We start from the raw sequence: 13,569 nt of genomic DNA on the forward strand, positions 1-13,569 counted from the left end.
CTCCTCCCAATATAACTATAAGGCGGATGGGCTACGGCCTTCACGCGATGAACACCCCCGTTAATATGGGATGTAAAAAAAGAGGTATATGTGTCGACTGCAAACAATAAACCAACAGATGAAAGCGTGAGTCTGAACGCTTTTAAACAACCGAAAGCGTTTTATCTCATCTTCTCTATCGAGTTATGGGAGCGTTTTGGTTACTACGGCCTGCAAGGGATCATGGCGGTTTACCTGGTTAAACAGCTGGGTATGTCCGAAGCCGATTCCATCACGCTGTTCTCCTCCTTTAGTGCCCTCGTTTACGGTCTGGTTGCTATCGGCGGCTGGCTGGGTGATAAAGTTCTCGGTACTAAGCGCGTCATTATGCTGGGTGCCATTGTTCTGGCTATTGGCTATGGTCTGGTTGCATGGTCAGGACATGATGCGGCTGTGGTCTACATGGGCATGGCAACCATCGCCGTGGGTAACGGCCTGTTCAAAGCGAACCCGTCTTCCCTGCTCTCAACCTGCTACAGCAAAGATGACCCACGTCTGGACGGTGCATTTACCATGTACTACATGTCCATCAACATCGGTTCCTTCTTTTCCATGCTGGCAACCCCATGGCTGGCCGCGAAATTCGGCTGGAGCGTGGCGTTTGCGCTGAGCTTCGTGGGTATGCTGATCACCGTGGTAAACTTCCTGTTCTGCCGCAACTGGGTGAAAGACTACGGTTCAAAACCTGACTTCGAGCCTGTCCACATGGGCAAGCTGCTGGCTACCATCGTGGGCGTTGTCGTCCTGGCGGCAATCGCCACCTGGCTGCTGCACAACCAGGGTATCGCTCGTGCCGTTCTGGGCGTAGTTGCGCTGGGCATCGTGGTCATCTTCGCAAAAGAAGCGTTCGCTATGAAGGGTGCAGCCCGTCGTAAGATGATTGTGGCGTTCATTCTGATGCTGGAAGCGATTATCTTCTTCGTGCTGTACAGCCAGATGCCAACCTCTCTGAACTTCTTCGCTATTCGTAACGTTGAGCACTCTATCCTGGGTATCGCATTCGAACCCGAGCAGTTCCAGGCGCTGAATCCATTCTGGATCATGATCGGTTCCCCGATTCTGGCCGCAATCTATAACAAGATGGGCGATCGTCTGCCAATGCCGCACAAGTTCGCGGTGGGTATGGTGCTCTGTTCTGGTGCGTTCCTGGTGCTGCCGCTGGGGACTAAGTTTGCGTCAGACGCCGGTATCGTGTCCGTTAACTGGCTGATCCTGAGCTACGCGCTGCAGTCTATCGGCGAACTGATGATCTCCGGTCTGGGTCTGGCGATGGTTGCACAGCTAGTTCCACAGCGTCTGATGGGCTTCATTATGGGTAGCTGGTTCCTGACCACTGCCGGTGCGGCGATCATCGCCGGTAAGATCGCGAACCTGATGGCTGTGCCAGAAAACGTGACCGATCCGCTGCTCTCCCTGAACGTCTACGGTACCGTGTTCATGCAGATTGGTATCGCTACGGCGGTTATCGCGGCGCTGATGCTGCTGACCGCGCCGAAACTGAATCGAATGACTCAGGACGACGACAAGACGGCGGAAGCGAACAAAACCGCTACCGCGTGATATTTGAGAGAAACGACAGAACAGAAGCCGCTAAGAGATTAGCGGCTTTTTTTTTGTCCCTTCGCGCACTAACATAGCTGAAACCTCAGCAAAAAGGAGTTACCGATGAAACTGTTCTACAAACCGGGCGCGTGCTCTCTTGCTTCCCATATCACCCTGCGCGAGAGCGGCAAAGATTTCACGCTGGATGGCGTTGATCTGATGAAAAAGCGCCTGGAAAACGGGGATGACTTTTTTGCGATTAACCCAAAAGGGCAGGTTCCGGCCCTGCTGCTGGATGACGGAACTCTGCTGACCGAAGGCGTGGCGATTATGCAATTCCTGGCGGACAACGTACCGGATCGCCAGCTCCTTGCCCCTACCGGCAGCGTCGCACGTTATAAAACGCTGGAGTGGTTGAACTATATCGCCACCGAGCTGCACAAAGGTTTTACCCCCCTCTTCCGCCCGGATACGCCGGAAGAGTACAAGCCGACCGTGCGAGCTCTGCTGGAGAAAAAGCTGCAGTATGTTAACGAATCGCTGAAAGACGATCAGTGGATTTGTGGTTCACGCTTCACCATTGCCGACGCGTACCTGTTTACCGTACTGCGCTGGGCGCGTGCGGTTAAGCTGAACCTGGAAGGGTTGGACCATATCGCATCGTATATGGCGCGCGTGGCGGAGCGTCCAGCAGTGGCCGCTGCGCTAAAAGCGGAAGGGTTGAATTAAGCGAGCCGTCTGTGTTGCCGGGTGGTGCTGACGCTCACCCGGCCTACGAACTCTGGACGATTATAGCCGTGTGGCGCTGAAATAGTGCTCCGGCTTCGCGATACGATCCTGTGCCGCGACCACCTGCAGTTCATATTCCTGCATCTGTTTCGTCGCAATCATGATTTCGTACACCGCTGCCGTCACGTGCTCCAGCGCGTCTCTCACCGTTGCACCCTGCAACAGTTTCACCAGCAGTAGCCCGCTGGTCACATCACCCACGCCCACCGGCTGACGCGTGCCGAAATCCACCAGCGGACGGCTGATATGCCATGCGTCATCTTTCGTCACCAGCAGCATCTCAAAACGCTCCTGGGTCAGCCCTGCGCGGGCGAGATGTTTTACCAGCACAATCTCAGGCCCCTGGGCTATCAGCTCGCGAGACGCGCGTACAGCCTCTTCTACGCTGTTAACCGGATGCTCGCAGAGGATCTCCAGCTCAATCAGGTTGGGCGCAATGATATCGCTGGCGGGCAGCGCATGGCGAACGTGAAATTCCGCTACGCCAGGCGCCACAATGCAGCCTTTCTCCGGGTGTCCCATGACGGGGTCGCAGAAATATTTTGCCGCCGGGTTTGCCGCTTTCACCTGACGCACGATGCCGAGAATGTGTTCCCCCTGCTCCGCTGAGCCGAGGTAGCCGCTCAGAACGGCGTCGCAGCGCTTGAGCTGGTCGATATCCGCAATACCCTGCACAACCTCTGTGAGGTGCGAAGGCGGCATCACGCAGCCGGTCCATTTGCCGTATTGCGTGTGGTTAGAGAACTGCACGGTATTGAGAGGCCAGACGTTGGCACCGAGGCGGCGCATCGGGAATTCCGCTGCGCTATTGCCAGCATGTCCAAACACAACGTGGGACTGAATGGCGAGGATGTTCTTCATCTTTTTCTTACCAAACCCTGAACAAACAAAAAGGGCGTGGTTTCCCACGCCCCTCGAGACTTTTACTTACTTCCAGCAGACCAGACAGTAGTTTTTCTTACCGCGGCGCAGTAGCGTGTAGCGGCCATACAGACGATCGCCGTCAACGAAGGTGTATTCCGGATCAGCCTGCTTTTCACCGTTGATGGTGATAGCGTTGGAGGCGATGGTTTTACGCGCCTGACCACGGGAAGGCTGGAGCTCAGAGTCCACCAGCGCCTGCATCAGGTCAGCTCCTTTTTCCATCTCAACCATCGGCACGCCGTCCTGCGCCAGCTGTTCGAAGTCCGCTTCGCTCAGATCGCTCAGCGTACCGTTGAACAGGCTTGCGGTGATGCGTTTTGCCGCGGCCAGGCCCTCTTCACCATGAACCAGTTTGGTCACTTCGTCCGCCAGCACGTACTGGGCACGCGGCGCTTTACCGCTGTTCTTATCTTCCTCTTCCAGCGCATTGATCTCTGCAATGTCCATGAAGGTGAAGAACTTCAGGAAGCGGTAAACATCGGCATCCGCCGTGTTGATCCAGAACTGATAGAATTTGTACGGGCTGGTTTTCTTCGGATCGAGCCACACCGCGCCGCCTTCGGTTTTACCAAATTTGGTGCCGTCTGCTTTGGTGATCAGTGGAACGGTCAGGCCGAAGACCTGGTTCTGATGCAGACGACGGGTCAGGTCGATACCGGAGGTGATGTTCCCCCACTGGTCAGAGCCGCCGATCTGCAGAGAGACGCCGTGCAGCTTGTTCAGGCAGGCAAAGTCATAGCCCTGCAGCAGGTTGTAGGAGAACTCGGTAAAGGAGATACCCTGATCGTCACGGTTCAGACGCTGCTTGACCGCTTCTTTGTTAATCATCTGGTTAACAGAGAAGTGCTTGCCGATGTCACGCAGGAAGGTCAGCACGTTCATGCCGCCAAACCAGTCGTAGTTGTTAGCAGCAATGGCAGAGTTATCACCACAGTTGAAGTCGAGGAACGGTGCAACCTGTTTGCGGATCTTATCCACCCACTCCTGCACGGTATCTTCGGTGTTCAGCTTACGCTCCGCGGCTTTAAAGCTCGGGTCACCAATCAGACCGGTCGCGCCGCCCACCAGGGCAACAGGCTTATGACCCGCCATCTGGAAGCGTTTCAGGCATAACAATGGAACAAGATGCCCCAAATGCAAGCTGTCAGCGGTGGGATCGAAGCCGCAATAGAGCGCGATCGGGCCTTGCGCCAGTCGCTCTGCTAACGCTTCCTCGTCCGTCACCTGGGCCACGAGGCCCCGCTCTTGCAATTGTTTAATCAAGTTACTGCTTGCCATCAAATTCTCCATGTATAAACGACTGCACCTTTGCCGGTACACGACTTTTCGCCTGATGCGAAAGGACCATAGAATAAAGCGCAAGCGCGGTGTGCGCTAGCGCTTAAATCAACAAATTTCGGGGATTACGGGGCCAGTCTGTCGATTTTCCAGCCGCCATTCTCGCGCTGGTATAAAAAGCGGTCATGCAGGCGATGCTCACCGCCCTGCCAGAATTCCATCTGCTCAATCGGAATGCGGAAGCCGCCCCAGAAGCTCGGCAGCGGAATTTCCCCCTGCTGGAACTTCTGTTTCAGCTCCAGGAATTTACTTTCCAGCACGCCGCGGGCAGAGATCCGGCTGGACTGTTTTGATACCCAGGCACCAATCTGGCTGTCGCGCGGGCGGCTGTGGAAATACTTCACCACCTCAAGGGTCGAGAGACGTTCCGCTTTACCGGTGACCATGACCTGACGTTCCAGCATGTGCCACGGGAACAGCAGGCTGATGCGCGGGTTGTTTTCTAAGTGGTGCGCCTTGCGGCTGCCCAGATTGGTATAGAACACCAGCCCTTTCTCGTCGTAATGCTTAAGCAAGACGATGCGCTGATACGGTTGACCGTTTTCATCTACCGTCGCGACGACCATGGCCGTTGGGTCGGCCAGCTTCGCGTCGCAGGCCTGTTTCAGCCAGCGCTCAAAAAGCACGAGGGGTTCAGCGGGAAGATCCTGGCGACGCAGGCCGCCTTTGGTGTATTCACGGCGCAGATGCGCAATTTGCTGCAGTTCGTCGTTATCTGACATGGCGTTAGCTGATCTTGAGATTGGGTGGCGCTATTGTGCGCCGCCCCTGTAAAAATCTCAACGCTTCGGATTTTCAAGCTGGCAGTTGTTCAGCACAATGCGGTCGCGTTTGTAGACCGTGGCGCTGTCGCCTTTCGACCAGAAGACATAGATGCCGTCCGAATAACGCGCCCCGGAGGCCGAGATACCCTGTTTAAGGGTTAGCAGCTTGTTATCGTAAACGAAGCTGGCTTCCTGACGCGGGTTATTCAGCTTCACGGTCAGCGGTTTTTCATCGCAGCGATACTCCAGCGTATCGGTCTGCATGCGCTCAAGGAACTGATTGTAGACGCTGCATCCTGACAGCAATAAAGGCGCGGCAATAAGAAGAAGTTTTTTCATGGGCGTATTCCGAAGACTTTCCTGGTCCTGGAGGGCATGGCTGCCCCCCTGTTTTATTCCATTCTAACGACGAGGCGCCGCGCTGAATTTCAGTTAACTCTGATTATGACGAGGATTTGCAGGGAAAATCGCCCCGAGGACGCTGGCCTCGCGCGCGCCGGTTACCGACGGCAAATTCCCTGGCAGCCCGGCGATGGTGCGCCAGGCAAGCCAGGCGAAAGCCAGCGCTTCCATATCATCCCCGCTGATGCCGGCCTCGTCCGTCGTCGTCACCTCGGTGCCCGGCAGCAGCCCGGCAAGACGTGCCATCACCAGCGGGTTTCGGCTTCCCCCGCCGCACACCAGCAGGCGTTCGCAGCCGCCGCTGAGCAGCACTTGCTCAGAGATCGACACGGCCGTTAATTCGGCAAGCGTCGCCTGGACATCCTGCGGGGCGAGTGCCGGGAACAGCGCAAGCTGGCGCTCGAGCCAGCCAAAGTTGAAGTATTCTCGTCCCGTGCTTTTCGGCGCCGGTAAGGCAAAATAAGGGTCGCTGAGCATGGACTGCAGCAGCGGGAGAACCACTTTACCCTCGCTCGCCCACTCGGCGTTTTTATCATAAGGTTGACCGCACTGTCGCCAGATCCAGGCATCCATTAACATATTTCCCGGGCCGGTATCGTAGCCGCGAACGGGCTGCCCTGGAATAAGCATTGAGAGGTTAGCAATCCCGCCTATGTTGAGCACCATGCGGCGTTCTGTAGGGTGCGCCAGCAACGCCTGATGGAAGGCAGGCACCAGCGGCGCGCCCTGGCCGCCAAGGGCAATATCGCGGCGACGAAAATCCCCGACGACCGTTACGCCCGTCTTCGCCACAATCTGGTTGTTATCGCCGATTTGCAACGTATGCGGCGCGTCGCCAGTCGGCTCATGCCAGACGGTTTGTCCGTGACACCCGATGGCGACCACATCCTGGGGACGAAGATGTTCTTTTTGCATTAACGCCTGCACCGCATCCGCAAACAGCGCACCCAGCCGAACATCAAGTTGACCAAGCTGGGAGAGGGTTAACTGCTGCCCCTGACAGATGCTCAGAATGTCCTCTTTCAGCGAAAGGGGGATTGGCCAGGTCAGGCTCGCCTGCTGTGCCACCATATGTTCGTCAATGGCGGCCAGAACGACATCTACCCCATCCAGACTGGTGCCCGACATCACACCAATGTAGCGACCCGATTTCATGCGCTTTCCTTACGTTGCGTGGGCTAAGGATATCCACTCAACCATAAACAGCGCTCCTTTGCCATCCGACGATAATATTTTTTAACAATGTCTTGCCGGTATGGCGAGTGGCTCCTGTTTATGTCTCGTTAAGTCAAATTCAAGTACAATTTTCTTATTGTTAGTGCAAAGATATGAACTATGGCTCTTTATGCCATATAATTTAGCCATAACGGATGCCTCCAGATGGGCGTTTTTGGTGAACAGGAGATTCAAATGATTGTACGTGTACTGGGCGTTTCGCTGATTGGTTTAACCCTGGCTGGCTGTGTGAACGACAGCTCGCTGTCTGGCGACGTTTACAGCGCTTCTGAAGCAAAACAGGTTCAGAGCGTGACTTACGGTACCGTTGTTAACGCCCGTCCTGTACAAATTCAGGGTGGTGATGAAAACAACGTGATGGGCGCAATCGGCGGTGCTGTACTGGGTGGTTTCCTGGGTAATACCGTTGGCGGCGGCACGGGCCGTTCTCTGGCAACCGCAGCGGGCGCTGTAGCGGGTGGTGTCGCGGGTCAGGGCGTACAGGGCGCGATGAACAAAACCCAGGGCGTAGAGCTGGAAATTCGTAAAGACGACGGCAGCACCATTATGGTTGTTCAGAAACAGGGCAACACCCGCTTCTCTGCGGGTCAACGCGTCGTGCTGGCGAGCAACGGCAGCCAGGTTACCGTTTCTCCGCGTTAATTAAAAATGGATGTGGTCATCAGGCCACATCCATTTACAATATATATCACTCTCACAAATATATTTACAGAATACATTCATCCCACACATTATTAAACGCGCCATATATTGTTTCTGCGCAAAGTATTTAGCGTGCTAATTGATTAAACTCTTCGCAATCATCTCTTCATAATTATTTTAATTTGTAAACTTTATATGCTTGCGAATAGTCGTTCTGTAAAAGGTCGTTATATCTCGTTCTGTTTCGGTTGCTTGGTCGTCATCGGAATATTACAGGCTTTATTTTCAAAACTGGTTGACTGGGTTCCGTCCTTTTCGCCTCTTTTGTTCCCCACACTCACCATTTTTTTACTCGTGTTTCACCTGTTTATTGCCTGTTTTATGGCAATGAAATACTGGTGTGATAAGCGGCGGCTCTATCTGATTGCCATCTCATTTGCCTTTGCCGGTTCGGCCTTGCTGATGGTCGGAACATTGACCAGCTTTCCGGCGTGGCTGGATCTCTATCAATTCAACGTTGTGAACTACAACGATGCGATGATCTACTATATGTTCCGCCACCTCTTAATGGCGGTGCTGATGATCGTTTCGGCATTACTTTATCCCACGCGCAATCTGCCCCTTTCACGGTTGGCGCATATCATCATCGTTAGCGGTTCATTTCTTTTTACCGCATGTATGGTGATTCTGGCCTGGATGTATTCCAGCCATTCCCCATTTCTATCCCTCGATCTGGTTGATAATGAAACGCGGCAGTTTATGGTTCTCTGGAGCCACAGCATTAATATTTCATTAATCGTTCTCTGGGTCGTGACACTAGCCACGCTGATGTTTATTACGCGCGTGCGTAATCTGTTCTGGGTAGGCGGTAATTTTCTGTGTGTCTGCTATGTCGTCACGCTCTCTATGCTGTTGGTAGGCGGACATGCAGAAGATATATCCTGGTATCGCGCCCGATTATTTGAAACCGTCGCGACGCTGATTATTATTTTTGTGCTGCTCTATGATGTCTTCAGGTTGTATCGTGACTCCCATTTGAAGTATCAGCAGTCGTATCAAAATTCGATTCGCGATCCGCTCACGCGCCTTTATAACCGCAGCTATTTTTATGAATCGTTAAACCAGGCGCTGGGCATCGCCAAACCCAGCCGCCCGGTTTCGGTTATCGTCAGCGATCTCGATCGTTTCAAGCGTATCAACGACAACTACGGTCACCTGCAGGGAGATAAAGTCCTGCAGTTTGTCGCCAATCTGCTGATGGACTCCGTACGTCCGCAGGATATCGCAGCGCGAATCGGCGGCGAAGAGTTTGTCCTGATGCTGGCAAACACCTCCGCAGAAGACGCATATCAGGTGGCAGAGCGCATTCGGTTGAAGCTAAGCGGTTTTGATAAAATTAGCAGCGAGGGTCAGTTACCAGAGCCGATTACCATCAGCATGGGGGTGTTTACGGCAACCTCTTCGTCGGTAAGCGCAGAAGCGTGCGTGGAAAGTGCCGATAAGGCGATGTATGAAGCGAAAGAGACGGGCCGTAACCGCGTCGTTGTATTTAAGTAAAAACAAGGCCTTGCAGATGCAAGGCCGTGTTGTCTGGTCAGTCGCGAGACTGTAGCTCGTGAATGTTTTGCTCAAGGCGCGCAATGAGGCTGATGAGCATTTCCAGCTCCGTCGGTGAAACGCCTGAAAGGATTTCACCGCGCGTTTTGGTGATCACCGCTTCCATTTCAGTGATGATAGGCGCCGCTTTCTCCGTCAGCTTAATGCGCTTGGCGCGACGATCGCTGGCGCAGGTTTGCCGGGAGATCAGTCCCTTCTCTTCCAGCTGGTCAAGCGTGCGCACCAGCGACGGTTGCTCAATGCCTATCGCTTTAGCCAGTTGAATTTGCGACTGGTCGGGCGGCAGCTGATGAATGTTGTGCAACGTGACCCAATGCGTCTGCGTCAGTTCCAGAGGTTTCAGGCGATGGTCAATCAGAGCACGCCAGACGCGTACCAACCTTGCCAGATCAGAACCTAATGGCGATTCCAATTTCATCTCCTTATAATTAGCTTGCTAAGTTATTATACTGATTTTAGAATAGTGTGCAGCATTTGTATTGGCAAAACAAATGCAATACTGCATTCATCGGACTCAAAAGTATGACTTACACTGAATTATGATGCTTCTTCATACTCAGACAAGCCAACGCGGCATTCTGTTCACTGCAAAGGATTTCTGCCTGTGATCTTTTTTCATCGCTCAGAAGGTTTACCCCTTCAGGACCTGATCTTCGGTGCGTCAGTCTACTTTCCTCCCCTGTTTAAAGCCGTGCTGGTGGGCTTTGTTCTCTGGCTCATCGCGCATCGCCTGCTTCGCGACTGGATGTACTCCGGCGAAATCTGGCACCCCATGCTGATGGATCTCTCCCTGTTTGCCCTCTCCGTATGCCTGGGCCTTGCTGTTCTGATCGTGTGGTGAATATGCCTCTGAAAACGCTGAAGTACTTTTCCACCCTGTTCGTTCTTGTCCTCGCCCTGGCTGCTGGCTGGTGGTTGTGGAATTATTATATGCAGTCCCCCTGGACCCGTGATGGCAAAGTTCGCGCTGAGCAGGTCAGCATCACCCCCCAGGTCTCGGGAAGTATCACAACGCTGCTGGTTAAGGATAACCAGTACGTTAAAAAGGGAGAGGTGTTATTCCGCATCGACGACACCCCGTATCACATTGCAATTCTGAACGCCCAGGCGCAGCTGGCAAAAGCCCAGTCTGACCTTGCTAAGGCCAATAATGAGGCCAATCGCCGCCGTCACCTGTCGAAAAACTATATCTCCGCGGAAGATTTAGATACCGCCAATATCAACGTCAAGGCCATGCAGGCGAGCGTCAACGTGGCTGAGGCCACGCTGAAGCAGGCGCAGTGGGAATTAACCCAAACCGTGGTCATCGCCCCCGTCGACGGATGGGTGACCAACCTCTCCGCCCGGGTGGGAAATTATGCCACCGCCGGTCAGCCAGTTTTTGCTCTCGTCGACAGCCACTCGTTCTACGTCGTGGGCTATTTCGAAGAGACCAAGCTTCGTCATATCCGTGAAGGCGCACCCGCCGCCATAACGCTGTATAGTGGCCCGCAAAAGTTACAGGGTCACGTTTCCAGCATTGGCCGCGCCATTTACGATCAAAGCGTTGAAACGGATTCCGGGCTGGTGCCGGACATCAAGCCGAACGTACCGTGGGTGCGCCTTGCTCAACGCGTGCCTGTGCGCGTGGAGTTTGACCGTTTACCCGAGGACATCACGCTGGTTTCCGGCACCACCTGCACTGTCTCTATCGGAACCCGTTAATGAAGCTGCAGGCGCTCTCCTGGCAAAACACGCCGTGGATGAAAGCGACGCGCCCCCAGTGGCGCTACGCGCTGCGTAACGGCATTGCCATGTGCCTGGCGCTGACTGTCGCCTATTATCTGAACCTGGATGAACCCTACTGGGCGATGACCTCCGCGGCGGTGGTAAGCTTCCCCACCGTTGGTGGGGTGATCAGCAAAAGCCTTGGCCGTATCGCAGGTAGCCTGCTGGGCGCCACCGCGGCGTTAATTATCGCGGGCCACACGCTGAACGATCCGTGGCTGTTCCTGCTGAGCATGGCGGCGTGGCTGGGGTGCTGTACCTGGGCCTGTGCCCATTTTACCAATAACGTGGCCTACGCTTTCCAGCTGGCGGGCTATACCGCCGCCATTATCGCCTTCCCGGTCGTCAACGTGCTCGACACTACCGAGCTGTGGGACATTGCACAGGCGCGCGTCTGTGAGGTCATTGTCGGGATCCTCTGCGGCGGATTTATGATGATGATCCTGCCCAGCACCTCTGACGGCACTGCGCTTATCACTGCGCTGAAAACCATGCATACCCGGCTGCTGGAACATGCGAGCCTGCTGTGGCAACCGGATACCAGCGATGACATCCGCCTCGCGCATGAAAAGGTTATCGGGCAGATCCTGACCATGAATCTGTTGCGAATTCAGGCGTTCTGGAGCCATTACCGTTTTCGCCGTCAGAACACGCTGCTTAACTATTTGCTGCACCAGCAGCTGCGCATGACCAGCGCTATCTCCAGCCTGCGCCGAATGCTGCTCAACTGGCCGACACCGCCAGAAAACACCCGCGCGGTAATCGAAACCCTGCTCGCGGCGCTCGCTCGACCGGATGCGGACATCTATACCGTCGCGAAGATCATCGCCCCGCTCGCCCCGGTGGATGAGTATGATTATCGCCATCGCGCCTTCTGGCAGCGGCTGAATTACTTTTGTCGGCTATACCTGCGCAGCAGCCGCTGGATTAAGGCGGTAGAGAATGCTACCCCGGTCACGGAGTTCGCCGTTCCCGGCAGCCCGGCTCTCGCACGTCACACCGATTATCTGGAAGCGCTGTGGAGCGGTTTTCGCACCTTCAGCGCACTGATGCTGGTGGGGGCGTGGAGCATTACCACGCAGTGGGAGTCAGGTTCGGCGGCGTTAACGCTTGCCGCTATCAGCTGCGTGCTTTACTCCGTCGCGGCCTCGCCGTTTAACTCGCTTACGCTGCTGCTGCGAACGCTTGTTTTGCTATCACTGTTCAGTTTTGTGGTGAAGTTTGGCCTGATGGTGCAGATAAGCGATCTCTGGCAGTTTCTGCTGTTCCTGTTTCCGCTGCTAACTACGATGCAGCTCCTTAAGCTGCAAATGCCGAAACTGGCGGGTCTGTGGGGGCAGCTGATTGTCTTTATGGGCTCGTTTATCTCCGTGACGAATCCGCCTGTGTATGATTACGCCGCTTTTCTGAATGACAACCTGGCAAAGATCCTTGGCGTCGGGCTGGCGTGGCTGGCCTTCGCGGTGTTGCGTCCCGGCTCTGACGCACGCAAAAGCCGTCGACATATCCGTGAATTGCGCAGAGGGTTTGTCGACCAGCTCAGCCGCAAGCCGCATCTGCAAGAAAGCGAGTATGAATCGCTGGTTTATCACCACGTTAGCCAGTTAAATAACAGCCAGGACGCGCTGTCCCGACGCTGGCTGCTGCGCTGGGGGGTGGTGCTGTTGAACTGCTCGCACGTGGTCTGGCAGCTTCGCGCATGGGAAACTCGCTCCGACCCGCTGTCGCAGGTACGTGATGTGTGTATCTCTCTGCTACGCGATGTGATGAGCGAGCGCGGCGTTCAGCAGCGGCCTCTGGAGGCCACGCTGGCTGAACTGCAGCGGATCTGCGACACCCTTGCCCGGCATCATCTTCCCGCAGCCCGCGATTTGGCCTCGATAATCTGGCGCCTGCACTGCTCGCTGTCGCAGCTGGAACAGGCGCCCCCGCCAGGAACGATTGGGGATCAGATTACGCCGCAGGCATAGCGCGCCCCGCCGCCGCCAAGCGGTTTAGGCTGATCGGACATGTTATCGCCGCCCACATGGATCATCAGCGCTTTGCCTTTGACCTCATCCAGCTTTTTCAGCCGCGGGGCCACGACCGGATCCGTGGCTTTACCGTCATTGTTTACCACCAGCACCGGCAAGTCGCCCAGGTGTCCCATACCTTCAGGCCCTTCATGTTTACCTGAATTCTGCGGGTCGAGGTGGCCCCCTGCTGCTTCCGCTGCCGACGGTTTACCCTCTTTCATGGCTGGCTGACAGCTCCCTTTGGCATGAACATGGAAGCCGTGTTCGCCCGGCGGGAGTGCTTTAAGATCGGGTGCGAATTCCAGCCCTTTATCGGTCTCGGTGATTTTCACCGTCCCGATGGACTGACCCACACCCTGTGAGGTGACGAGATTCATTTCTACTTCGTCGCTGGCTGCCTGCGCCCCTGCGCAAACAACCAGCGTGACCAATGCCAGAGTAAAACGCTTCATATGACCTCCGCTGGTTATTTTTTGCCCCTTAAGTGTATACCA

Annotated in this window: 14 protein-coding genes; 7 read left to right on the top strand and 7 right to left on the bottom strand. The window is 55.0% G+C overall.

The window, feature by feature from the left end:
• The first annotated feature begins 90 nt into the window (after positions 1–90).
• Positions 91–1,599 (top strand): dipeptide/tripeptide permease DtpA, encoded by a 1,509-nt coding sequence (gene dtpA, locus A6013_RS00975; protein WP_028012913.1) that lies wholly within the window; start codon positions 91–93, stop codon positions 1,597–1,599.
• A gap of 105 nt (positions 1,600–1,704) precedes the next feature.
• Positions 1,705–2,310, top strand: a complete 606-nt coding sequence (gene gstA, locus A6013_RS00980) for a glutathione transferase GstA (RefSeq protein WP_028012912.1) — start codon at positions 1,705–1,707, stop codon at positions 2,308–2,310.
• A 60-nt stretch (positions 2,311–2,370) separates the two neighbouring features.
• Here the strand turns inward: gstA and pdxY are convergent, their stop codons facing one another.
• From pdxY to anmK, 5 genes are all read right to left on the bottom strand, one after another.
• Positions 2,371–3,231, bottom strand: a complete 861-nt coding sequence (gene pdxY, locus A6013_RS00985; RefSeq protein ID WP_048956288.1) for a pyridoxal kinase PdxY — start codon at positions 3,229–3,231, stop codon at positions 2,371–2,373.
• Between the two features lie 66 nt (positions 3,232–3,297).
• Entirely contained in the window at positions 3,298–4,572 is a 1,275-nt protein-coding gene (tyrS, locus tag A6013_RS00990; RefSeq protein ID WP_028012910.1) for a tyrosine--tRNA ligase, read from the bottom strand.
• Between the two features lie 125 nt (positions 4,573–4,697).
• On the bottom strand, positions 4,698–5,354 hold the full coding sequence (pdxH, locus tag A6013_RS00995; protein WP_028012909.1) for a pyridoxamine 5'-phosphate oxidase: 657 nt from the start codon (positions 5,352–5,354) through the stop codon (positions 4,698–4,700).
• A 57-nt stretch (positions 5,355–5,411) separates the two neighbouring features.
• Positions 5,412–5,735, bottom strand: a complete 324-nt coding sequence (gene mliC / locus A6013_RS01000; RefSeq protein WP_028012908.1) for a C-type lysozyme inhibitor — start codon at positions 5,733–5,735, stop codon at positions 5,412–5,414.
• A 93-nt stretch (positions 5,736–5,828) separates the two neighbouring features.
• Positions 5,829–6,953, bottom strand: coding sequence for an anhydro-N-acetylmuramic acid kinase (anmK, locus tag A6013_RS01005; protein ID WP_028012907.1), 1,125 nt, complete (start codon positions 6,951–6,953; stop codon positions 5,829–5,831).
• A gap of 255 nt (positions 6,954–7,208) precedes the next feature.
• Between anmK and slyB the strand changes: the two genes are divergently transcribed.
• Positions 7,209–7,676 carry an outer membrane lipoprotein SlyB gene (gene slyB / locus A6013_RS01010; RefSeq protein ID WP_028012906.1) on the top strand — a complete coding sequence of 156 codons (468 nt, stop codon included), beginning with the start codon at positions 7,209–7,211 and terminating at the stop codon, positions 7,674–7,676.
• 195 nt (positions 7,677–7,871) lie between these two features.
• Positions 7,872–9,233, top strand: coding sequence for a GGDEF domain-containing protein (locus A6013_RS01015; RefSeq protein ID WP_063153894.1), 1,362 nt, complete (start codon positions 7,872–7,874; stop codon positions 9,231–9,233).
• Between the two features lie 37 nt (positions 9,234–9,270).
• Here A6013_RS01015 and slyA read toward each other — a convergent pair whose 3' ends face one another.
• Positions 9,271–9,711 (bottom strand): transcriptional regulator SlyA, encoded by a 441-nt coding sequence (gene slyA / locus A6013_RS01020; protein WP_028012904.1) that lies wholly within the window; start codon positions 9,709–9,711, stop codon positions 9,271–9,273.
• A gap of 186 nt (positions 9,712–9,897) precedes the next feature.
• On the opposite strand from slyA, the gene A6013_RS01025 reads away from it, so the two are divergent.
• The 3 genes from A6013_RS01025 to A6013_RS01035 are packed head-to-tail and all read left to right on the top strand — an operon-like array spanning position 9,898 to position 13,030.
• Positions 9,898–10,134: a DUF1656 domain-containing protein gene (locus A6013_RS01025; protein ID WP_028012903.1), complete on the top strand. Its 237-nt coding sequence runs from the start codon at positions 9,898–9,900 to the stop codon at positions 10,132–10,134.
• Between the two features lie 2 nt (positions 10,135–10,136).
• Positions 10,137–10,997 (top strand): HlyD family secretion protein, encoded by an 861-nt coding sequence (locus A6013_RS01030; RefSeq protein WP_069732380.1) that lies wholly within the window; start codon positions 10,137–10,139, stop codon positions 10,995–10,997.
• Entirely contained in the window at positions 10,997–13,030 is a 2,034-nt protein-coding gene (locus A6013_RS01035; RefSeq protein WP_049138886.1) for an FUSC family protein, read from the top strand. Before A6013_RS01030 ends, A6013_RS01035 begins: the two co-directional genes overlap by 1 nt.
• On the opposite strand, the gene sodC is transcribed toward A6013_RS01035, so the two are convergent.
• Positions 13,009–13,527, bottom strand: coding sequence for a superoxide dismutase [Cu-Zn] SodC (sodC, locus tag A6013_RS01040; RefSeq protein WP_028012900.1), 519 nt, complete (start codon positions 13,525–13,527; stop codon positions 13,009–13,011). The two genes, A6013_RS01035 and sodC, sit on opposite strands and share 22 nt — an antisense overlap.
• Positions 13,528–13,569: the final 42 nt, after the last annotated feature.

The sequence above is a fragment of the Enterobacter sp. IF2SW-B1 genome (assembly GCF_001743375.1).
In the GTDB taxonomy this organism is placed as follows: Bacteria; Pseudomonadota; Gammaproteobacteria; order Enterobacterales; family Enterobacteriaceae; genus Enterobacter; species Enterobacter bugandensis.